This is a genomic window from Nostoc sp. LEGE 12447 (assembly GCF_015206985.1).
GTDB lineage: Bacteria > Cyanobacteriota > Cyanobacteriia > Cyanobacteriales > Nostocaceae > Nostoc.
In genome coordinates, this window is sequence record NZ_JADEXT010000004.1 from 119,517 (window position 1) to 141,445 (window position 21,929).

Genomic DNA, 21,929 nt, shown 5'->3' on the forward strand with positions numbered 1-21,929 from the left:
ATTTGGAGATTAATCTCTATCAAAAGGAACAGAAGTGGGATGAGACTAAAGAATGATGGAGGAGATATAGATATTACTTACTGTACAGATGTACGATGCGTAAGTGTTCAATCTTGTTATTTGAGTTGTGGGGAAAAATTCTCATTGGTAGTGAATATCTGACTGATTGGATGTTTTTATTAGATAACTAAACTTTCAATCTCAGCATTAATCAACCTTCTGTGAAATAGTTGAAATTTACCATCGCCTTCCTAACTAATATTCCAGAGGTTGGAGAGTATGCAAGGACTGAGGCGATCGCTTTTTCTCATCACCTTACCCCTAGTCACATTCGGGTGTTTGTCTTCTATGGACACCGCCAAAGGGCAGATTATTCCTGATAATAGTCTCGGTGCTGAAAAGTCAGTTGTCAACTTGAATGCTAACACTGACCGAATTAATGGCGGTGCGCGTCGAGGGGCGAACCTTTTTCATAGTTTTCGGGAATTCAATGTAGATGAAGGACGAGCAGCGTTATTTTCCAATCCGGCTGGAGTTGAAAATATTTTTAGTCGGGTTACAGGGGATAGACGTTCTAATATATCCGGAACGCTTGGTGTTGCTGATGGTAACGCCAATCTATTTTTTATGAATCCCAACGGAATTATATTTGGGCCAAATGCTCGTTTGTTGATGGGCGGTTCTTTTTTTGCTAGTACAGCCAACAGTCTAGTATTTGACAACGATTTTGAGTTTAGTGCTACTAACCCACAAACACCATCCATGCTGACGGTTAATATCCCCATTGGTTTGCAGTTTCGGGAAAATCCGGGGAGAATTACTAATCAGTCTGTAGCTGATGATGTGGGGCTTCAGGTCGCTTCAGGGAAAACGTTGTCTCTTGTAGGTGGAGACATTAGTTTGGATGAGGGAAGATTGACGGCAGCAGGGGGGCAAGTTGTTTTAGGAGGTTTGAGAGAATCTGGAACAGTAGAACTTCAAGTTGATGGCACGAATTTAGCTTTTACCTTTCCTCAGCACATAGAACAAGCAGATGTGAAGCTTGCTAACAAAGCGCAAGTAAATGTTAGTGCTGGAGGGGGTGGTAGTATTGCCATTAATGCCAAAGATGTAACTATTTTGGAAGCTAGTAAACTGATTGCAGGAATAGCATCAGAACTTGGTTTAATTAACAGTAAAGCAGGAGATATAGAAATAAATGCCACAGGTGCAGTTACCTTGGCAAATGATAGCTCCATAATTAATTCAGTGCCAGCAGTAGCTATAGGCAATGCAGGTGATATCAAAATTACAGTTGCTTCTCTTTTTTTGACTGATAACTCTTATATTGAATCTTCTACATACGGACAAGGGAAAGCTGGTAATTTAACGATTAAGACTGAAGTCTTGAGTGTTAAAGATGGTGCAGAACTATCAACCTCTACTTATTCCCCATTTGTTCAAGGAGATGCTGGTAATTTATCTGTGCAAGCAAAGGACTTAGTAGAAGTTGTAGGCACAGATGCTTTTGAAAACCCCAGTTTCCTGGCATCTCAAGTTAACCCTGGAGCTAAAGGGCAAGGGGGAGACTTGTCCATCGAAACTAGACGATTAAGAGTTAGAGATGGGGCACAAGTATCAACTTCTACATCAGGTATAGGAAATGCAGGCAATTTAACAATTCGTGCTTCTGATTCAGTAGAGTTGAGTGGAGAAAGTCTTAGGGCTGCTAAAGAAGAAAATCCAAAGTTTCCTAGCGGCTTGTTTGCTCAAGTCAACATAACCCGTATAGGGGAGCAGGGTCAAGGAACAGGAGGTCAATTGACTGTTCAGACCAATCGCTTAAGTATCAGTGATGGAAGCAAAATACAAGTCTCTACTTTTGGCAATGGTGACTCTGGAAACTTAGTAATTTCTGCTTCTAATATAGAAGTGTTTGAGACACCAAAATATAACTACTTTAGTACAGGTATATTTGCTGAAGTTACAGATCCTTCTCCTGATGCTACTGGCATACCTGGAAATTCCGAACGCATAGCTAGAGGAAATAGTGGAAATTTAACTATTGAAACTGAGCATTTAAGTATCCGAGATGGGGGACAGATTTCAGTATCTACTCGCAGTGAGGGTAATGCTGGAAAGTTGTTTGTCAAAGCTAAAAACTTAGTGGAAGTTGTAGGTATCCACTCAGAATATGGAGAAAGTCGCTTAAGTGCGAGTGTCACTCCTAGAGGCAAAGGCACTGGTGGAGACTTGACTATTGAGACTAGGAACTTAAGTGTTAGAGATGGTGGACAAGTGTCTGTTGTAACATTTGGTAAAGGCAATGCCGGTAAATTGCAAATCTATGCTGATGAATCTATAGAAATAGTTGGGACATCTCCAAATGGAGAAATTCAGAGTCAATTGAGTGCTGAAGTTGGTTCTGGTAGTACAGGTCGTGGGGGAAACTTAAGTATTAAAACTGGGCAGTTAAATGTTAGAGATGGTGCAAGTATAAGCAGTCGCAGTATTGGAGAAGGAATAGCAGGTGATATCTCTATATTTGCCAATACTATTGGCTTAATAAATAAATCTGCCATTAATGCCGAAGCTGCTTCTCAAGATGGTGGAAACATTAAACTGCAAATAGCAAACTTGATTCTGCTACGTCGAGGCAGTCAAATTTCTACCACAGCAGGTACTAATAGTGGTTTTGGTCAAGGTGGTAACATTAGTTTAGATACAAACTTCCTAGTAGCTATTCCTAGTGAAAATAGCAATATCACTGCCAATTCCTTGGGAGGTAAAGGTGGAGTTATTAAGATTAATGCACAAAAAGTCTTTGGGCTAGAAATTCGCAACAAATTGACTCCACGCAGTGATATTACAGCTTTCTCTCAAATTTCTCCCACACTTAATGGTGAAATTACTCTTAACCAACCTACAGTTGACCCATCTCAAGGGTTGCTGGACTTGCCTCAAACGGTTGTTGACCCTGCTACGCTAATTTCCCAAAATCCATGTCAACGGGGTGTGGGCAGTAAATTTATCATCACTGGACGTGGTGGCTTACCACCTAGCCCCAATGAAGCTTCTAGCAGTGATGCTGTGCGAGTTGATTTAGTCGAGCCTGCACTTGCGGAAAGCAGGGGAGCAGGGGAGCAGAGGCGCAGAGGCGCAGAGGAAAAAACTAAATCTTCAGTTTCTAAACCAATTGTGCCTACTCAAGGATGGATATTCGACAAAAATGGTGAGGTGATGCTCACAGCCTACGACCCCACAGGCACAGGTTCGCAACGTCCCCTTAATTCAGATGTTTGTCCAGTACCTTGAACTAATTCGTAATTCGTAATTAAGAAAGTCAGATTTCATCTAGATTTCCAGGTTTGCGTCTGTAGCCTATTAAGTTCTAGAAAATATTGATAAAGAAGGCAGAATATGTATGCCAAGCTGTCTAACCTAGTTCAGAGATTGCAGAATCTAGTCAAGAGAGTATACAGCCGATCGCATACAGTAACTAAACCGCGATCGCTCATCCTATTAATACTTTTATTTCTCCTCTCCTTGAGCATTCCCCTGATCGCTCACCAAGTCTCTGCATCATCTATCATCGTTCAAACTCAGCAAAATCCCTTACAACTGGTAGAACAAGCCAAAAAACTCTACACTACCGGACAGTTTGAGCAGGCGGCTTTAGTTTGGCAACAAACGGCTGAAGCTTTTGCTGCTCAAGGGGATAATCTCAATCAGGCAATGGCTTTGAGTAATCTTTCGCTTACACAGCAACAACTGGGTAAGTGGGATGAAGCAAAGCAGGCGATCGCAACTAGTCTTAAACTTCTAGAAACCCAGACACAAACACCAACGCAACGTCGCATCCAGGCGCAAACCTTCGATATTCAAGGACAGCTAGAATTAGCAGTGGGGCGATCGCAAGCAGCCCTGAAAACTTGGCAACAGGCATCTGATATATATAAGAACATCGGTCATAAACAAGGATTCACCCAGAATCAGATTAACCAAGCTCAGGCAATGCAAGAATTAGGGCTTTATCGCCAAGCTTGCGAAACATTACTAGCAGCTTTAGAACTTGAGCATCAAGACCTTAATATCTCAAAACAACAGCTACAAAACCTAACAACGAAACTCCCAAGCACAGGAAAGTTGGCATCTTTACAAGTTTTGGGATTACGTAGTCTCGGTGATGTTCTGCGAGTCATTGGTAAAAGTGAACAATCCCAGATGGTTTTGGCAGAATGTTTGAAATTAGCACAACAATTGGATGATACTCAAAACTTGGCTGCTGGCTACCTTAGTTTAGGTAATATAGCTTTTGTATTAGGTAATCAAAAAGCCCAAATAGAAACCATTTCCACGCCAATTAAATTTACATCATCTCAAGACTGCATAGCACGAGCAAATAATACTCCTGCTGAACTATACAGACAAGCAGCAGCCTGCTATCACCAAGCTGAATTTTCTACCGATGCCAACACTAGCACCAAGGCACAACTGAATTTACTCAGTCTTTTAATCCAGACTCAACAATGGTCTGATATATCAACACTACTCCCTAAAATCCAACCCCAACTAGATAAATTGCCTATTAGCCACAAAACTATCTATGCTCAAATAAATTTGGCGCAAAATCTCATTTGTCTAAAATCAGCAGTAAATCCAGAAGTATCCAAATTTTCATCTCCCCTACTTCAACAGTGTGGAGTAACCCAAAAAAACACAATTAGCACTGGCGATAATACCTTGCCACCTACACTGATTCCTACATGGGAAGATGTTGAAAAAATTGTCACCATTGCACACAATCAGGCTCAAGTTTTGCAAGACAAGCAAGCAGAAGCCTACGCTTTGGGTTATTTAGGTGGAGTTTACCAAGAAATTGGAGAAATACCAAATTCTCAAAGGTCTAGCGAACAAGCATTACAGCTAGTTTCAGCCTTTGAAGCACCGCATATTGCCTATCGTTGGCAATGGCAATTAGGACGACTGCGGCAAATTCAAAAGAACCAACAAGGAGCGATCGCTGCTTACACAGCCGCAGTAGAAACTCTCAAGTCACTGCGTAAAGACTTGACTGTAATTAATCCAGAGGTACAATACACTTTTCGAGATAGTGTAGCACCAGTTTATCGGGAATTTGTCGATTTACTGTTACAGACTAATAATTCTCACCAAACCAACCTCAAACAAGCTCGTGATGCAATTGAAGCACTTCAACTAGCAGAATTGGATGATTACTTTCGAGATGCGTGCATTCAAGCTAAACCCCAACAGATTGATCAAGTAGTAGATCAAGCTACTCCAGCGGCAGCAGTTTTATATACAATTACCTTGCCAGATCGCTTAGAGATAATTCTCAAATTGCCGGGACAAGAAAATTTAGAACACTACACTACAACAGTTACCCAAAAACAATTAAAAGACAACTTAACACAACTAATAGAACGTCTCAACGATAAAACACGCTTTGCTTATGAAATTCAGGAATTATCTCAACAGACATACGATTGGTTAATTAAACCAGTGCAATCCAAGCTAGTTAATAGTAAAGTTAAAAGCTTAGTATTTGTATTGGATGGTATATTACGAAATATTCCTATGGCAGTCCTCTATGACCAAGCTAGTCAGAAATATTTAGTGCAAAAATATGCCCTAGTTCTCACACCTGGTCTTCAACTTATTAGTCCGCGACCTTTGGCAGATGTTAGCTTAAATGCCATACTAGCTGGTATAAGTCAAGAACTTACTATTAAAGAAGAAAATCAGCTATTTCATCCACTTAAGTTCGTACCTAATGAATTGGCAAAAATTCAGCATGAGTTGCCTAAAAATAAAAAATTATTAGATAAAGATTTTACCAAAAATAAATTGCAACAGCTTCTAGAAACTGCCAAATTTAATATTGTTCACTTAGCAACTCATGGAGAATTTAATTCCGATCCCGAAAAAACTTTTATTGCTTCATGGGATCGCCTGATTAAGATCCAAGACTTGGATAATCTACTGCGAGTAGGTAAAGGAAATCAACTAATTCCTCTGGAACTACTTGCCCTTAGTGCCTGTGAGACAGCAACAGGAGATAGTCGAGCCACTTTAGGTCTAGCTGGTGTTGCTGTGCGAGCAGGTGCAAGGAGTACATTAGCAAGCTTGTGGTCAGTAAATGATGAGTCTACATCTGAACTCATGAGTGAATTTTATCGTGAATTAGTTCATACCAATGGTAGAAAAAATGTCAATAAAGCCGAAGCTCTCCGGCAAGCTCAATTAGCACTTTTAAACAATCGTGTTCCCGATAAAAAATGGGAACGCCCTTATTACTGGGCCCCCTTTGTTTTAGTAGGAAATTGGCTTTAATTTTGGGGAATTACCGTCCCAAAATGAGACTCTTGAGTAAGTTTTTCCAAACCAACACCGTTAGCTTCTAATAAATCAGCCCAATCCTGTTTTAAGGTTGGATCTTGTGGATTGCGACGGCGACGTTCACCTAAATTATTCAAGGCATCATACCAAATCTTATTATTTAACAAGCTTTGGTAATCATTAGTAGCAGCAGAACTCGAACTTACTAGTTCCACTGTTCCGTCGACATCAAAACTATTTCCACTATTACATACAATCCGAAAAGACCAATTGTAAACTTTGCCATTTTTGAGTGCATTTTGGGGTTTTGATGGCACATTAACACTAACAATTCCTGGTGTTGATTGCAGTTTGTATCGAGTTCTTTCTATGGTTTTTTGTTCAGCTTCATCCTGTAATACTAACTCAGCGTATCTGATATCTTTTGGGTCATTGGGAACATAAACCCAAAACGTAGGATACTCAGAGACTGTAAATCCTGTATTTTTAGGCACTAAAGCAGTTAACTCTGTTGTTTTTATTCCGTCACAATTGCCACGACTAGCAGCATCTGTTTGTCGATTCGGTCTACCTGTGGAAGAAAAATCTAGCTTTTTTCTGCGAGATGATTGTGTTACAAGAAAGGGGGAATTTATGGTTGAGTTAGCAGATTCTGCGATTACTGATATGGGGTAGATAGTCAAGCTAGACATGACACAAGACAGAGCGATAACAAGAGAATATTTGGAAAACATTAACTTCTTGATGCTCATAATTTCCTCTAAAAACTATCAACTATTAGTAGGAATGGTAGAAGTGGTAGAAGTAATTTGCACATACGGTAAGGCAATTACTACGCAGACTCCAGTTAGCATTAAACCAAGTGCCGTGGGTATAAGTGGCAACCAACCACCCTTCGTCAAAGCTAAAAAACATAGTCCATATAAAATGCCGATCGCTATACCCACAACTAGCGCCCTGCTAATTGGCGATCGCCAGTACTCAATCAATATCCCTACGAAGAATGCCCAAAGCCAAACCCAGATAATTTCTAGCGCCTGTGGCCACCACCACAACAAGGGGCGCTGATCTAACACAGCACTAATAATTTGACTCACCATGTGTGCCTGAATGAACACTCCAGGCATTCCTGTATCATAGGGAGTCATGTGTAAATCCCCAAAACTTTTTGGAGCGTTAGTACCAATAAGAATAATGCGATCGTTGACGAGACTTGGTAATTTAGCTTTTTGTGAACCTTCAAGGATATCTGTTAGCGTTATTTGCTGGGCAATTAATTCATCAGGTTTCAGCGATCGGTAATTGAGGAGAATCTGGTAGCCTCGCGCTTCTCTCTCTCCTAACTGATACCCACCAGCATCTGAGACTAACTTTGAGAAAATCACCTTGCCAATTTGCAAACTCTCATCTGAGGTCTGTTGGATTGGTGAGATATTTTCCGCTTCTAGGTAACGAAGTGCGACCCGTAGACTAAATGATTGATCTGTATTGCACTGATCGCTAGGCGGCATACCTAAGAATTGGCGACGAATCACTCCATCTGTATCTTCGGGGACATTACTAAAACCAAGACGTTGATCTTCTTGTCCTACTGGAATTTCAGGAGGAGATTTTATACCTCTAACCTTGCATATAGCAATTAAGCTATTGTTTTGCTTGAGTTGTTGTTTTAAAAATCGGAATTTTGTATTGACACTAAAATCACGCCAGATATCTAAGCCAATTACTCGCGGTTCATGCGGATTCAATTTTTGCAAAAGTGATTGAAGTGCTTGGTCTGATAGTGATGCGGCTCCTCTCTCCATATTTTTCTGAGCTTGATATTCTAGATCATCATCGTTAACTGTGATTACTAGTAGACGAGAATCTGGTTGCTCAAAAGGCCGCGATCGCATCAAATGATCGAAGGCCACCAACTCCGATGATTGCAATATTCCTAAAGTTCGTACCACCCCCATCAACAAGCCAACAACTATTACACTAGCTAAAAATGCCGTTTGGAATTTCCTCATAGGTAGCAGAGGTCTTTCCTTTCCGTTTGTCCTTGAAGTTTCTCCTGTGCTTTCTGTTTCCTGCATGAATCGCAGAACTGTTATCAATGCGGTTGCAGCTGCTGTCAGTGCTGAAATTAAGGTGGGAAAATCCATAGCACTCCTATGACTTGGAATGACAACCAGTCAAACTATAAATGAGAGTTCAAATCGCAGATTTCTATTGTGCTGAGATATTTGTCAACGTTCTCTGCCTTAGAAACGCTTGCTTTTCTTCAAGAAAAAGCGAAAAGTCTTGAAAAGTAGCGAATTGACTAACCTATACAGTGTAATAATTGCTTAAATTCAATATAAGTCTTTTGATTAATTTCGGCACAATGCTTGATACCTAACAAAAGGTTATCGTTTTAGTAAAAAACTATTACCAATTCTTTAAAAAAATTCATTCTAGAGTAAGCCTTTACAAGTTTTAGATAATGTTGACGGTTGGTGAGATATTGAAGCCTCTAATCCTTTAAGTTACATCTTGCTATAACAGTTATCCTCTGCCGAAAGCATGAGGATATATAAAGTCAAATCGCCTCTACATAAGAGAATAACAAAGAATAAATGGGGAACTTCCGTTTAAGATGAATTCAAATTTTCATATTTGGACGCTGACACCTACAGATGTCTATAAGACTAGAAGAGGGTGACAAAATCGCATCGTCAAGTACCGTGGCATCATTGCGCTGATGCAAGACTTCTTTTCTGATATGTGGGAAAACAACAACAAGGACACTAAACTTCGTCACGCAGAACTACGGCTGCTGCTTAAAGAGACGGGGTTTATTCGTGGTGTTGGAAATGGCAGATAGTTGCGATCGCTAGATAAGAAATACCCTATTTGGGGTGTTTACTTAGGTCTACAGCTTTCCCAGCCTTACCATCTCACTCTCATCGCAATGCGCTCTTAAATTATAGAGATAACATAATGGTTGTGATAAGTAAAAACTTATAGATAACAAATTACTACTAAAATTAAGTTACAAAAGAAGTGAAGATAGTCAATCATAAAGTAAACATAATAGTCTTCATAAAGAATAGTTGATATATTAAAAATTATTACTATAGTTAAGGATAATAGATAAATTTTTACTTATACATCCAATCTAATATTTGTTTAATAATCGCGACTCCAAGTTAACAATTTCGGCTTCAAAGGCTGTAAACTGATTTCAACAAGGTGAATGACACCTCTGCACCACACTATAAAAGCAGAGCCAATAATTTAACCGAGTTCTTATATAGGTAGCTATTTCATTGATGAAATGGCTGCGATCGCTTGGTCAAATATAGCTTGATTAATCATTAATAATGCAAGAAACCAAGGTTTTTTGCCTAAATTGTCATAGCTATAAAAAATAACATTTACATTTTCAGGAGATATTTATGACAGAATTTTTTAATCAAATTTCTCGCCGCAAATTCATCTTCACAGCCGGAGCATCTGCGGGTGCTGTATTCCTCAAAGGCTGTTTGGGTAATCCTCCTGATAACCTGACTGGTGGAAGCAACCAAGTACAACCAACTGCTCAATCGGTTGCTAATATTAGCCCTGAACAAACACCAGAGACTACTACAGTCAAGCTAGGATATATTCCCATTGTAGAAGCGGCTCCTTTAATTATTGCTAAAGAAAAAGGATTTTTTGCAAAGTATGGCATGACTAATGTTGGTCTTTCCAAACAAGCTTCTTGGGGTGCAGCCAGAGACAACGTAGAAATTGGTTCTGCCGGTGGTGGGATAGATGGCGGTCAATGGCAGATGCCAATGCCACATTTAATTTCAGAAGGTTTAATCACCAAGGGTAATCAAAAAATTCCCATGTATGTATTATGTCAGTTAATTACACATGGAAATGGAATTGCGATCGCCAGCAAGCACCAAGGCAAAGGTATAAGCTTACAACTCGCCGGCGCTAAGTCTTTATTTAAGGAATTAAAATCTTCAACACCCTTCACTGCTGCATTCACTTTTCCCCATGTCAACCAAGATTTATGGATTCGCTACTGGTTAGCAGCAGGCGGCTTAGATCCAGATGCAGATGTCAAATTGCTCACAGTACCAGCAGCGCAAACTGTGGCCAACATGAAAACAGGAACAATGGATGCCTTTAGTACAGGCGACCCCTGGCCTTATCGCCTGGTGCAAGACAAGATTGGCTACGTAGCAGCATTAACCGCAGAAATTTGGAAAAATCATCCTGAAGAATATCTTGCCATGAGAGGCGACTGGGTTGATAAAAATCCCAAGGCTACCAAAGCAATTTTAAAAGGAATTATGGAAGCCCAACAGTGGTTAGATAATTTTGATAATCGCAAAGAAGCCGCTAAAATTCTCGCGGGACGGAATTATTTCAATCTTCCTTCACCGGAAATTCTGGCCGATCCATACCAAGGTAAGTATGACATGGGTGATGGTCGCAAAATTGACGATAAATCAATGGCTGCTTACTACTGGAAAGATGAAAAAGGTAATGTTTCTTATCCTTACAAGAGTCACGATTTATGGTTCATAGTTGAAAACGTTCGCTGGGGATTCTTGCCAAAAGATTACATTGCCAATAATGCTGCTAAAGCTAAGGAACTTATTAACAGAGTTAACCGCGAAGATATTTGGAAAGAAGCTGCCAAAGAAGCTGGGATTGCCTCTGCTGATATTCCCACAAATACATCCCGTGGTGTAGAAGAGTTTTTTGATGGCATCAAATTTGACCCCGAAAAGCCAGAAGAATATTTGAAGAGTCTCAAAATCAAGAAGGTCAGTATTTAGAGACGCGATTCATCTCTTGTAGAGACGCGATTCATCGTGTCTAAAGATTCATCGCGTCTAGGACAAATAACAAATAAAATTTGCGGAGAATACAACATCATGACAATAGCTCAAAAACGCCCTGCAAGCCCTAGATTGAGTAATAGCTTTATATCCAGCCTGAAAAAGCAATTTCCTGACCTGATACCACCAGCGATCGCGATCGCAATCTTCCTCATTATTTGGCAACTCTTCGCCTGGACTCCCGGAGCCACATTACCAGGGCCAATACAAGTTGTTCAAGATACTTGGATTCTCATTTTCTGGCCCTTTTATGACCGGGGTGGGCTTGATAAAGGTTTATTTTGGCAGATTCTCGCTAGTCTGCAACGGGTTGCGATCAGTTATACCCTAGCTGCGATCGTTGGTATTGGTTTGGGCATTTTGATTGGTGTCAATAGAACCATGTCCAAAGCTTTAGACCCCATCTTTCAACTACTGCGGACAGTACCACCTCTAGCTTGGGTTCCGATTTCTTTAGCAGCTTTACGACAAAACGAACCCGCAGCCTTATTCGTAATTTTCATTACCGCCATTTGGCCCATCTTAATTAACACTGCTGTCGGCGTTACCCAAATTCCCCAAGATTACAACAACGTCGCTAAAGTTCTGCAACTTAGCCGCAAAGAATATTTCACTAATATTTTGATTCCGGCGGCATTACCCTACATCTTTACCGGCTTGAGAATTGCGATCGGTTTAGCTTGGTTAGCGATTATCGCCGCCGAAATCGTCATGTCCGGTATTGTCGGAATTGGCTTCTTTATCTGGGATGCCTATCAAAATAACAACGTCAGCGAAGTAATTTTGGCTCTAGTTTATATCGGTGTTGTTGGGTTGCTTCTAGATAAAGCGATGGGCTGGCTTCAAAACAAGATTTTACCAGCAGAGCAAAAATAGTCATTAGTCATTAGTCATTAGTCATTGGTCATTTGTAGAAAGCTAAGGACTAATGACCACGTACTAAGGGCTAATGGCGAAAGACAAAAGACTAATGACAAAGGACTAATGACAAAGGACAAATGAGTATGTTTGTAGCTGTTGACCAAATTGATAAAGTTTTTGAATTAACTGGTGGTGGCAAATATATCGCCCTCAAAGGAATCGATCTCCAAATTAAAAAAGGAGAATTTGTCTCTCTTATTGGTCACTCCGGTTGCGGTAAATCCACCTTATTAAATATGATTGCGGGTTTGGATTTGCCAACTGAGGGTATTGTCACTCTCGAAGGACAAAGAATCACCAAACCCGGCCCAGACAGAATGGTGGTTTTCCAAAATTATTCGCTATTACCTTGGCGGACGGTAAGAGAAAATATTGCCCTCGCTGTGGACTCAGTAATGAAAGGTTCACTCGCAGGCGAACGCAACGCTATTATCGAAAAACATATTGATATGGTGGGTTTGCGTCCCCATGCTGATAAACAACCGGGAATGTTATCAGGTGGACAAAAGCAGCGAGTTGCGATCGCCCGCGCCTTAGCAATTCGTCCCAAATTACTGCTACTTGACGAACCCTTTGGCGCATTGGATGCACTCACACGCGGCAATTTGCAAGAACAACTGATGCAAATCTGCGAAGAAAATGAAGTTACCGCCGTGATGGTTACACATGATGTAGATGAAGCAGTGCTGTTATCTGACAGAATCGTGATGCTAACCAACGGCCCCGAATCTAAAATTGGTGACATTTTAGAAGTGGATATTCCCAGACCCCGAAAGCGGATGGAAGTAGTAGAACATCCCAGCTATTACAGCTTACGGAGTGAGATGATTTACTTCCTCAATCAGCAGAAGCGCATCAAGAAAATTCGGGCGCGGAAAACTGCCGACGTTGCCCGTCATGGATTAGAAAAAGTTAACCTAGAAATTGGCTTTTTACCACTGACAGCTTGCGCCCCTTTAGCAGTTGCTAAAGAAAAAGGCTTCTTTCTCAAACATGGTTTAGATGAAGTTAACCTCGTGCGGGAAAGTAGCTGGCGGGGTATAGAAGATGGCATAAGTGGTGGTTACTTAGATGCGGCTCAAATGCCTTCAGGAATGCCAATGTGGTTAACCTTGGGAGGACATAATAACCAACCTCTGCCCGTTGTCACCGCCCTCACCATGACTCGCAACGGTAACGCCATTACCTTGGCAAAACACTTTTATGACCAAGGTGTGCAAACCTTATCAGATTTCAAAAGATACCTGCTTCGCACCCGCGAACAACGGCACACAATGGGAGTAGTACATGCCGCATCAATGCACAATTTGCTGCTGCGTTACTGGCTAGCGGCTGGTGGAATTGATCCGGATGGCGATGTGGATATGAAAACCATTCCCCCGGCGCAGATGGTAGCCGACCTCAAAGCCGGAAGTATTGATGGTTACTGCGTGGGAGAACCTTGGAACTACCGCGCTGCTGTGGAAAATGTCGGCTTTACTATTGCTACCGACTTAGAAGTTTGGTTGGGACACCCCGGTAAAGTTCTTGGTGTGCGCGAAGATTGGGCAGAAAATTATCCAAATACGCATATCGCCTTAACCAAAGCTTTGTTAGAAGCTTGCGTATATTGTGCAAATCCCGAAAATACCCAAGAAATTCGCCAAATTTTAGCAGGGCGAGATTATGTCAGCACTGATTTAGAATACATTCAACTCGAAGATCCAGATAGTCTCACTTGTGACTTAAACCATCCGTTGCGAGACTATGCCCATCACCAGTTTTATTCTGATTCTGCCATCAACCGCCCCAGTCGCACCGAACAAATTTGGATTATGAGTCAATTGGCGCGTTGGGGTGACACTCCTTTCCCCAGAAATTGGGTAGAAGTTGTTGAACGGGTGTGTCGCGTGCGTGTTTTTAGCACCGCCGCACGAGAATTAGGTTTGGATATTAGCTATATTCGCCAACCGATCAAACTGTTCGATGGTACTCCCTTTAACGCCGACGATCCGATCGCTTATCTCAACAACTTAAAAATTAAACGTGATTTTTCAATAGCGGAAGTTGTTCTCGATGCACCGAGAAGGAGACTCGCGTCATAAAAGAATGGTGAGAGAAAGAAGGAGTGGGAGAACCAAGACATCTTACTTCTTGTGGGGTGGGCGGTCTTGCCCGCCCACCCCACAAGATTAAATAATTTTAGTTGTTAAAAATCTCTTGAACTCCATTAGTGAGTCTTTGAACTCCATTAATGAGTCTTTGAACTCCGTTAATGAACCTCTGAACTCCATTAATGAGTCTTTGAACTCCGTTAATGAACCTCTGAACTCCATTAATGAGTCTTTGAACTCCGTTAATGAACCTCTGAACTCCATTAATGAGTCTTTGAACTCCATTAATGAGTCTTTGAACTCCATTAATGAGTCTTTGAACTCGGTTAATGAACCTCTGAACTCCATTAATGAACCTCTGAACTCCGTTAATGAACCTCTGAACTCCATTAAGAAACCTCTAGGTTGCAGGGAGTAGTCCCCAACCCCTAATCCCCAGTCCCCAATACCCAATACCCAAATACCATGCAAAACCGCAACTCAACAGCTACAAGCACACTAGGAAAACCATTCGCAGCTGCAACCACCACCCGCAGACCTTTCCTAGAAATTAAAGATGTTACCAAAGTCTACCCGACAAAGAAAGGCCCCTTCACCGTACTCGACGGCGTTAACCTCAACGTTGAACAGGGCGAGTTTATTTGCGTCATCGGTCACTCTGGCTGTGGCAAATCGACACTGTTAAACATGGTATCCGGTTTTAACTTTCCCACCTCCGGTCAAGTATTACTAGAAGGAGAACCAATCACCAAGCCAGGCCCAGACAGAATGGTTGTCTTCCAAAACTATGCCCTGTTACCTTGGCGAACTGCTTTTGAAAACATCTACTTAGCTGTTAACGCCGTTTATCCCAACAAACCACAAGCCGAAAAAAGAGCGATCGTCCGCGATCATTTAGCAATGGTGGGACTGGCTGATGCAATGGAAAAGAAACCAATGCAAATGTCCGGCGGGATGAGACAACGGGTTTCTATCGCCCGTGCTTTGGCGATTCGCCCGAAAGTTTTAATTTTAGATGAACCATTTGGGGCGCTGGATGCCATTACCAAAGAAGAGTTACAAGAAGAACTGTTAAAAATTTGGGGCGATAATCGTTGTACAGTGCTGATGATTACCCACGACATCGACGAAGCACTATTTTTAGCAGATAAATTGGTAATGATGACCAATGGCCCACACGCGAAAATTGGCGAAGTTATGGAAATTCCTTTTTCTCGTCCCCGCGATCGCGCCCGCATCATGGAAGATCCACAATACTACCAACTACGTAATTATGCCTTAGATTTCCTCTTTAATCGCTTTGCCCATGATGACGTAGGTTAAACTAATCGTCATTCTCCTAATTTCTAAAATGCTTCCTTCCAAACGAGTTTATTTATTGCTAATTTTAGGTATAGCGATCGCCCCGATCATATACCTTTTTTTCAGCATTCAAGTAACCATCGCCATCATTGTGTTATTTGATGCCATAATTCTGGGATTGATGGTTGCAGATGGCTTGCAGGTGCGACGTTCTCGCGTACAAATTACCCGCGAATTACCATCCAGATTATCCATTGGGCGGGATAATCCGGTAATTTTAAAAGTAACATCGCCAAATACCAACGCCTTAATTGAAATCTGCGATTACTACCCAACAGGATTTGGTGTATCAGCAGCCACACACCGAGCTATTATTCCCAGTAATACCACTCAGAAATTGACATATACGGTCAACCCGACACAGCGCGGCGAGTTTCCTTGGGGAAATATTCAAGTCCGCCAGTTGGGAGTTTGGGGATTAGCTTGGGATGATTGGCAAATTCCCCAAAGTTTGCCAGTGAAAGTTTATCCTGATTTGGTGGGATTGCGATCGCTCACAATTCGTTTGACATTGCAATCATCAGGATCAATGCGCCAATCTCGTAAAACTGGTATTGGTACAGAGTTTGCCGAACTACGGAATTATCGCACTGGTGACGATTTGCGCTTTATTGATTGGAAAGCTACCGCCCGTCGGGTTGGGGCTTATGGGAATGCAACGCCACTGGTGAGGGTTCTGGAACCAGAACAGGAACAAACTTTACTAATCTTGCTCGATCGCGGGCGGTTGATGACTGCAAAGGTGCAGAACTTGCAGCGATTTGACTGGGGTTTGAATGCAACTTTATCCTTAGCATTGGCGGGGTTACATCGAGGCGATCGCGTGGGTGTTGGTGTATTTGACCGCCAGATGCACACGTGGATTCCCCCAGAACGTGGTCAAAATCATTTGAATCAGCTAATCGATCGCCTCACTCCAATTCAACCAGTATTATTTGAATCTGATTATTTGGGGGCGGTAACAAATGTTGTGCAGCGTCAAACTCGCAGGGCGCTTGTAGTCGTAATTACCGACTTAGTTGATGTCACCGCTTCTACAGAACTCCTGGCTGCACTCTCCAAGTTAGCGCCTCGCTATCTGCCATTTTGTGTTACTTTGCGAGATCCACAAGTTGACCATTTGGCACACACTTTTACAGATAATGTTACAGAGGCTTATGCCCGTGCAGTGTCACTCGATTTATTAATGCAAAGACAAGTAGCTTATGCTCAATTGAAACAAAAAGGTGTATTAGTACTAGATGCACCAGCAAATCAAATTGCCGATCAGGTAGTTGAGCGATATCTGCAACTCAAAGCGCGGAATCAACTTTAGTAGAAACGCGAAATTGCACTTTGCGCCCCTATACTAATATGTCAATACGGTTCAAAGAGACGCGATAAATCGCCGTCTCTACAAGTGTTTTGGTCTTCTCTGAACTGTATTGACTAATATGTCTCTACTAATTTACTCGTTATTGGTATTTTAAATTATTTCAGTTTTAGCGGCTTTCTTTATTTTAGATTTTAACCAAGATTGATTTTGAACTTGATACCGTATTAGCTTTCTGACTTCTTCAGGAGACAGATTTAGTAATTTAGCAGTCATTGCTTCTACCATATTAATCTCAGTTACCGGTAGAACAAAATCTAACTTTCGTAGAGTATTGTTAGCGGTTCTAACCTCAATAAAGCTAAGTCCTTGCTTTTTTTCAATTTCAGCTTTGATTACTTTTAAAATCACAGGAATTTTTACTTGTATTTGTTTATTAAGCTTCAGTTCTTGTTGTTGAGGATATAGTCCAAACTTTTGTGCGATCGCTACTTCTGGAAAGTTGGAGTTAGGAATTTCAATTTCTAACCTTTTTAGCAGAGAATTTGCTGTTTTAATTTTCACTTGAGTAAATTTTTGTTCTTTCTCTACTTTCATCTCAACCACTGTAAAATTAAGTGTTAGCTCTACCTGCGGTAGTGTATCAGCTTGCAACTTATCCAGCGTCCTATAGGATAATCCTAATATTTTTTTTGTTAACAAATCACTACCAGTCCAAAAGGCAATCCCTAGCAATATCATAGGTAAAATAATTAGTAAAATCTGTGGTTTTAAATAAGGCATAATATTTTATTTTCTAGTTTACACATAATACTAATTTGTCTGATAGTTACGAAGTGATAAATACCAAAAACTATCTATTGGCGCATTCATGATATGCCTTATGGTAGAACACTTTAAATTTTCAACCTGAGATAGTACTAATACAACATATAAGAGAAAATTGACTTCCTTCTTATTAATATAGTGCGTGAAATTCCCCTGTAATGAATTTACATCAAAGGTTGTATGCGGATATTAGTAGTAGAAGATGATATTGAACAATTAGAGCCATTACAAGGTATTCTATCGGAAGCTGGATATATTGTAGATGCTGCGGAAGATGGGGAAATTGCACAGTGGCTGATATCCCAAAAACATTACGATCTATTAATTTTAGACTGGATGTTACCGACAATTAGCGGTTTAAGTCTGTGTCGCCAGTATCGTCTCTCTGGTAAAACTGCACCAGTGTTGATATTGACAGCTAAAGACACCACGCCTGATAAAGTTATGGGTTTAGATGCGGGAGCAGATGATTATTTAGTCAAACCCGCAGACTTAGTGGAACTCTTGGCGCGGGTGCGTGCTTTGGGGCGGAGAGTCCCCAATTGGCAGGGAGATAGTCTACGGGTAGCAGATTTGCAATTGGATTTAGCTGAATTAAATGTAGAACGAAGTCACGTAAAAGTCGAATTATCTCCTCGTGAAGCAAAATTATTAGAATACCTGATGCGTCATCCTAATCAGGTTTTAAATCGCAACCAGATTGAAGAGGCATTGTGGGAGTGGGGTATGGAACCAGAAAGCAATGCTTTAACTGTCTTAGTACGCAAGTTGCGGCAGCGCTTGCAAGTATTGGGTGCAGCAGACTGGATTAAAACAGTTTACGGTATGGGTTATCGCTTAAATCCCCAATAATTAAATTGATAATTAGAAGCCTTGAAATGTTTCTTTCAACAATCAATGACAAGTTAAGTAAGTGGGCGTAAATAATTGTCATTGGGATAAGGCAATAGGTATAAGGGTTTTGGCCTAGTTCATTTTTATTTATATATTTTGACTTTATTGTGCCAACTTACTTACAGCAATTTGCAGCTAAATGAGGTACAGAACCAAGGATTCACAAATCAAATTATTCTTCTCCCTCCTGCCTCCTGCCTTCTGCCTCCTGCCTCAAAACCAGTGACTTTGTACCTCATACAAAAGAAAACTGCTGTATGTTTAATCGTAGCCGTCGTAATCTTGCAAGTTGGTTCACCCTAACAATGGGTAGTATTTTAATTGGGTTTGCGGCGGTAGTTTACTATGTGGAAGTCATCGATGAGTTAGAGGAACTGGATATATTACTGTATAAAAAAACCAGTGTGATGGCAGCGAATGTGAAGTCAGAACTATACAATGGTCGCCGCCAGCTAGACTTAGAACATGTCCCATTGTTGGGAAGTATGGTAGAACCATTGCCAGATAGTCAACTAGTGTATGCAAGTTGGTATGATGACCGAAAGCAACTAGTACAATTTTTTGGTAAAATTCCGAGCGATCGCCTTTCGGTACTAGGTGGATTTGATACTATCAAAACCGATGATAAAGCATGGCTGCGTCAGGTAACGTTGCCTGTTTACCAGGATGGTTTATTAATTGGTTATATGCAAGCAGCGATGCCAATCACATCTATTGAAAGTGCTTTAGCTGAATTTCGGCTAGTTTTGGCGATTTCAGTGCCGATTACCTTGGGTGCAATTGCCCTAACTGGTTGGTGGTTGGGAGGACTAGCGATGCAACCAATTCGCCACAGCTACGATCACCTGCAACGGTTTACAGCTGATGCTTCCCATGAATTGCGATCGCCTTTGACAGCAATTATTAGCAATGCTCAGTTTGGCTTTCTGTCTAAATCTACCGACCTTGAGGTGCAGCGTCAACGCTTCCAAAAGATTTTTGATATCGGCCAGTCAATGAGTATTCTGGTGACTAATCTGCTGTTTTTAGCACGTTCTCAAGGTCAATTACCCACCGAATCGCTAAAAGAAATTGACCTCAACAGTTTACTTTTGCAGATAAAAAATGATTATGTCACACACCAAGATGCACAACATATTAGTTTAACTTCTAAATTGCCTAATAACAGTGTAACTGTGCTTGGTGATGCTAACTTGCTTTATCAAGCAGTTGTAAATTTAGTTAATAATGCTTGTAAATATACTCCTGCTGGAGGAGAAGTGCAGTTACATTTATTTACTCAGTCTCATTCTGCTGTAATTCAAGTTATAGATAATGGAATTGGGATTCCTAAAAATGATTTGCCATATATATTTGAGCGATTTTATCGGGTAGATAAGAAACGCTCTCGCAAAACCGGAGGATTCGGTTTAGGGTTAGCTATTGCTCAACAAATAATTCAATCTCACGGTGGTCAGATTAGTCTCAGAAGTGTAGTAAAAAAAGGGACAAATTTACAAATTTTTCTACCTTTAAAGTAATAGACATCTTGCAAAAGTTATTTTTGCACTGCGTTGAGCGGGCAATGCCCGACTTGAAGCATCTGGCGTGCATTTAGAGGGATCTAAAACTTTTGATACCGACAAAAGGACTTTTCGAACATCCTCTTAACCTGTCGGTAGCGATCGCTAATAAAGAGATGCCAACACCTTATCTGCTGCTGCCCGGAATGCAGTTGCTGCACCAGCGCTCATATCCCGTGGCGCACAGATGCGATTTCTCACATAGGCGAGTGTGATGGCTCCAACCGCAGCCACAGTCGGATCGGCGTTGTCTTGACCGCCCACGCGCCCCCACGGTAATGCTGCACCGTTGCCATTAATCAGATAGTCAGCCAGCAATCTAAGGTGGAAATCAACCGCTTCTTTAACGGCTGTTGTGTCGCCATTAACCGCCAATGCTTGCACCCCGGAGTTTTTCAGGATATCTCCTAAAGCAACTTCTCGGTTATCAGCCAATCTCTCAGCCGCCTCTGCCCTAAATTGGATTTCCTGGCTAAGTGCTGGATCTGGGGGCAAAGGATTGCTGATTGGTATCACACCCCATCGGCGACGTAGAAGTAAATTGTTGGTGATATCATCCGATTTGACGCGGTGATAGGCAGGACGCTGTTTGAGTGCTTCAAACCAAGCGTTAATGCGAGGATACCGAGGATTTCCCTTGAGGTGATATCCCCGATAAACAGGTAAGTTAGCCGCCAAGCGATCTAAATGGGGGCTATAGGTAATATCTACCACGCTAAATGTAGATAAAAAGTAGGGGCCAGAATATTTTCCTAGAAGTTGCTCAAGTTCGTCTAATTTAGCTTCAAAAGCTGTCTGTAAGCTTGCTAATTCATTTGGATCTTCAGGAGCTTGTCGGAGGAATTTGTAAGCGATATCTCTCACACCATTGCTTTCAGCTTCTTCAAGCCACTGCCTAGCAACTGCGTTTTCCTCTGGGTCTTCAGGAAGCAAAGTTGAACCAAATTTTTCTTCTAATGCTAACAGAATTTCTTTAGATTCATAGACTAACTTTCCTTCAATTTTGGCAGCCGGAACAAGGGTTGTGGGAACTAAATCTGTATACCATTTAGGCTTGTTAGTCAAGTCGATAAACTCTGTTGCAAAGGGAATTTCTTTTTCTTCAAGAGCAAACCAAACCCGTTCGCAAAATGGACACCAAGAGTTAGTATCGCGGTAGAGCAATACTGGCGGTTCTGTATCTGGTGGTAGTTTATCAAGACTGCTAGGAATGGGAGCGGTGGAAGGGGATTGCCCTGGTCTACGCACCCGTCGAGCTGGGGTACTTTTTTGAGCAATTTCTAATAGTTCTTCCCAATTAGATACGGTGTTTTGAATTGACATATTTCACCTTGAAAAATTTAGATTATGGAATGGAAGTTATAGATAAAAATTGGCACAAATAATTGATCTTTAAATATTTAGAATTTCAAACTCAAATATGATGTCTGCTACTACACAAAGTAGCAGACTTTTTCTAGATAGCACCCCTTAAGCTAGAAATTGGTATGTCTACTACCATGCTTATAGTCTCTAAACAGATAAAAACTTAATTGTTCAACTATCAATAAACTACTGTAACTTTACTAGATTACCGGAGTTAATGGTGATTATCACATGAAAATACTTTGAAAGCAAGATTTAGTATATCTATATTTTTGGCTTGTTTAAGAAGCTCTGGCGAAGGTCATGATACTAATTCTGTATGAAGATGCGCCAAACTATGTGAGGAACGTAGACGCGTTGGCGAAGCCTCTCGAAGAGAAGCGGC

General features: G+C 41.2%; 14 protein-coding genes. 9 read left to right on the forward strand and 5 right to left on the reverse strand.

The features are described from left to right. Nucleotides 1-279: 279 nt before the first annotated feature. Nucleotides 280-3,294, forward strand: coding sequence for a filamentous hemagglutinin N-terminal domain-containing protein (locus IQ274_RS07240; RefSeq protein ID WP_194141832.1), 3,015 nt, complete (start codon nt 280-282; stop codon nt 3,292-3,294). 105 nt (nt 3,295-3,399) lie between these two features. Then, entirely contained in the window at nt 3,400-6,333 is a 2,934-nt protein-coding gene (locus IQ274_RS07245; protein ID WP_194141833.1) for a CHAT domain-containing protein, read from the forward strand. Here IQ274_RS07245 and IQ274_RS07250 read toward each other — a convergent pair. After that, entirely contained in the window at nt 6,330-7,091 is a 762-nt protein-coding gene (locus IQ274_RS07250; protein ID WP_163928598.1) for a DUF928 domain-containing protein, read from the reverse strand. The genes IQ274_RS07245 and IQ274_RS07250 overlap by 4 nt on opposite strands. Before the next feature lie 18 nt (nt 7,092-7,109). Further along, complete coding sequence (locus IQ274_RS07255) at nt 7,110-8,486, reverse strand: CHASE2 domain-containing protein (protein WP_194141834.1); 1,377 nt, start codon at nt 8,484-8,486, stop codon at nt 7,110-7,112. A gap of 1,275 nt (nt 8,487-9,761) precedes the next feature. On the opposite strand from IQ274_RS07255, the gene IQ274_RS07260 reads away from it, so the two are divergent. From IQ274_RS07260 to IQ274_RS07270, 3 genes are all read left to right on the forward strand, one after another. Continuing rightward, nucleotides 9,762-11,144 carry a CmpA/NrtA family ABC transporter substrate-binding protein gene (locus IQ274_RS07260; protein ID WP_194141835.1) on the forward strand — a complete coding sequence of 461 codons (1,383 nt, stop codon included), beginning with the start codon at nt 9,762-9,764 and terminating at the stop codon, nt 11,142-11,144. Between the two features lie 99 nt (nt 11,145-11,243). Then, nucleotides 11,244-12,083: a nitrate ABC transporter permease gene (gene ntrB, locus IQ274_RS07265; protein WP_163928601.1), complete on the forward strand. Its 840-nt coding sequence runs from the start codon at nt 11,244-11,246 to the stop codon at nt 12,081-12,083. Nucleotides 12,084-12,205: 122 nt separating this feature from the next. Continuing rightward, on the forward strand, nt 12,206-14,212 hold the full coding sequence (locus tag IQ274_RS07270) for a nitrate ABC transporter ATP-binding protein (protein ID WP_194141836.1): 2,007 nt from the start codon (nt 12,206-12,208) through the stop codon (nt 14,210-14,212). Between the two features lie 87 nt (nt 14,213-14,299). On the opposite strand, the gene IQ274_RS07275 is transcribed toward IQ274_RS07270, so the two are convergent. Next, nucleotides 14,300-14,692, reverse strand: coding sequence for a hypothetical protein (locus IQ274_RS07275; protein WP_228058083.1), 393 nt, complete (start codon nt 14,690-14,692; stop codon nt 14,300-14,302). Here IQ274_RS07275 and IQ274_RS07280 point away from each other — a divergent pair. Further along, nucleotides 14,687-15,544, forward strand: coding sequence for a nitrate ABC transporter ATP-binding protein (locus tag IQ274_RS07280; RefSeq protein WP_163928603.1), 858 nt, complete (start codon nt 14,687-14,689; stop codon nt 15,542-15,544). The two genes, IQ274_RS07275 and IQ274_RS07280, sit on opposite strands and share 6 nt — an antisense overlap. A 28-nt stretch (nt 15,545-15,572) precedes the next feature. Then, nucleotides 15,573-16,898, forward strand: coding sequence for a DUF58 domain-containing protein (locus IQ274_RS07285; RefSeq protein WP_194141837.1), 1,326 nt, complete (start codon nt 15,573-15,575; stop codon nt 16,896-16,898). A 150-nt stretch (nt 16,899-17,048) separates the two neighbouring features. Here the strand turns inward: IQ274_RS07285 and IQ274_RS07290 are convergent, their stop codons facing one another. Further along, nucleotides 17,049-17,678, reverse strand: a complete 630-nt coding sequence (locus IQ274_RS07290) for a hypothetical protein (RefSeq protein ID WP_194141838.1) — start codon at nt 17,676-17,678, stop codon at nt 17,049-17,051. Between the two features lie 225 nt (nt 17,679-17,903). On the opposite strand from IQ274_RS07290, the gene IQ274_RS07295 reads away from it, so the two are divergent. Both IQ274_RS07295 and IQ274_RS07300 read left to right on the forward strand, forming a co-directional pair. After that, nucleotides 17,904-18,575 carry a response regulator transcription factor gene (locus IQ274_RS07295; RefSeq protein WP_194141839.1) on the forward strand — a complete coding sequence of 224 codons (672 nt, stop codon included), beginning with the start codon at nt 17,904-17,906 and terminating at the stop codon, nt 18,573-18,575. A 299-nt stretch (nt 18,576-18,874) separates the two neighbouring features. After that, nucleotides 18,875-20,137 (forward strand): sensor histidine kinase, encoded by a 1,263-nt coding sequence (locus tag IQ274_RS07300; RefSeq protein ID WP_194141840.1) that lies wholly within the window; start codon nt 18,875-18,877, stop codon nt 20,135-20,137. Between the two features lie 147 nt (nt 20,138-20,284). Here IQ274_RS07300 and IQ274_RS07305 read toward each other — a convergent pair whose 3' ends face one another. Further along, on the reverse strand, nt 20,285-21,502 hold the full coding sequence (locus tag IQ274_RS07305) for a glutathione S-transferase family protein (protein ID WP_194141841.1): 1,218 nt from the start codon (nt 21,500-21,502) through the stop codon (nt 20,285-20,287). Nucleotides 21,503-21,929 lie beyond the last annotated feature (427 nt).

Coding starts and splice junctions, on each gene's coding strand:
- IQ274_RS07240 (WP_194141832.1), top strand. CDS start 280: ATGCAAGGACTGAGGCGATCGCTTTTTCTCATCACCTTACCCCTAGTC.
- IQ274_RS07245 (WP_194141833.1), top strand. CDS start 3,400: ATGTATGCCAAGCTGTCTAACCTAGTTCAGAGATTGCAGAATCTAGTC.
- IQ274_RS07300 (WP_194141840.1), top strand. CDS start 18,875: ATGTTTAATCGTAGCCGTCGTAATCTTGCAAGTTGGTTCACCCTAACA.
- IQ274_RS07260 (WP_194141835.1), top strand. CDS start 9,762: ATGACAGAATTTTTTAATCAAATTTCTCGCCGCAAATTCATCTTCACA.
- IQ274_RS07270 (WP_194141836.1), top strand. CDS start 12,206: ATGAGTATGTTTGTAGCTGTTGACCAAATTGATAAAGTTTTTGAATTA.
- IQ274_RS07280 (WP_163928603.1), top strand. CDS start 14,687: ATGCAAAACCGCAACTCAACAGCTACAAGCACACTAGGAAAACCATTC.
- IQ274_RS07305 (WP_194141841.1), bottom strand. CDS start 21,502: ATGTCAATTCAAAACACCGTATCTAATTGGGAAGAACTATTAGAAATT.
- IQ274_RS07295 (WP_194141839.1), top strand. CDS start 17,904: ATGCGGATATTAGTAGTAGAAGATGATATTGAACAATTAGAGCCATTA.
- IQ274_RS07255 (WP_194141834.1), bottom strand. CDS start 8,486: ATGGATTTTCCCACCTTAATTTCAGCACTGACAGCAGCTGCAACCGCA.
- IQ274_RS07290 (WP_194141838.1), bottom strand. CDS start 17,678: ATGCCTTATTTAAAACCACAGATTTTACTAATTATTTTACCTATGATA.
- ntrB (WP_163928601.1), top strand. CDS start 11,244: ATGACAATAGCTCAAAAACGCCCTGCAAGCCCTAGATTGAGTAATAGC.
- IQ274_RS07250 (WP_163928598.1), bottom strand. CDS start 7,091: ATGAGCATCAAGAAGTTAATGTTTTCCAAATATTCTCTTGTTATCGCT.
- IQ274_RS07285 (WP_194141837.1), top strand. CDS start 15,573: ATGCTTCCTTCCAAACGAGTTTATTTATTGCTAATTTTAGGTATAGCG.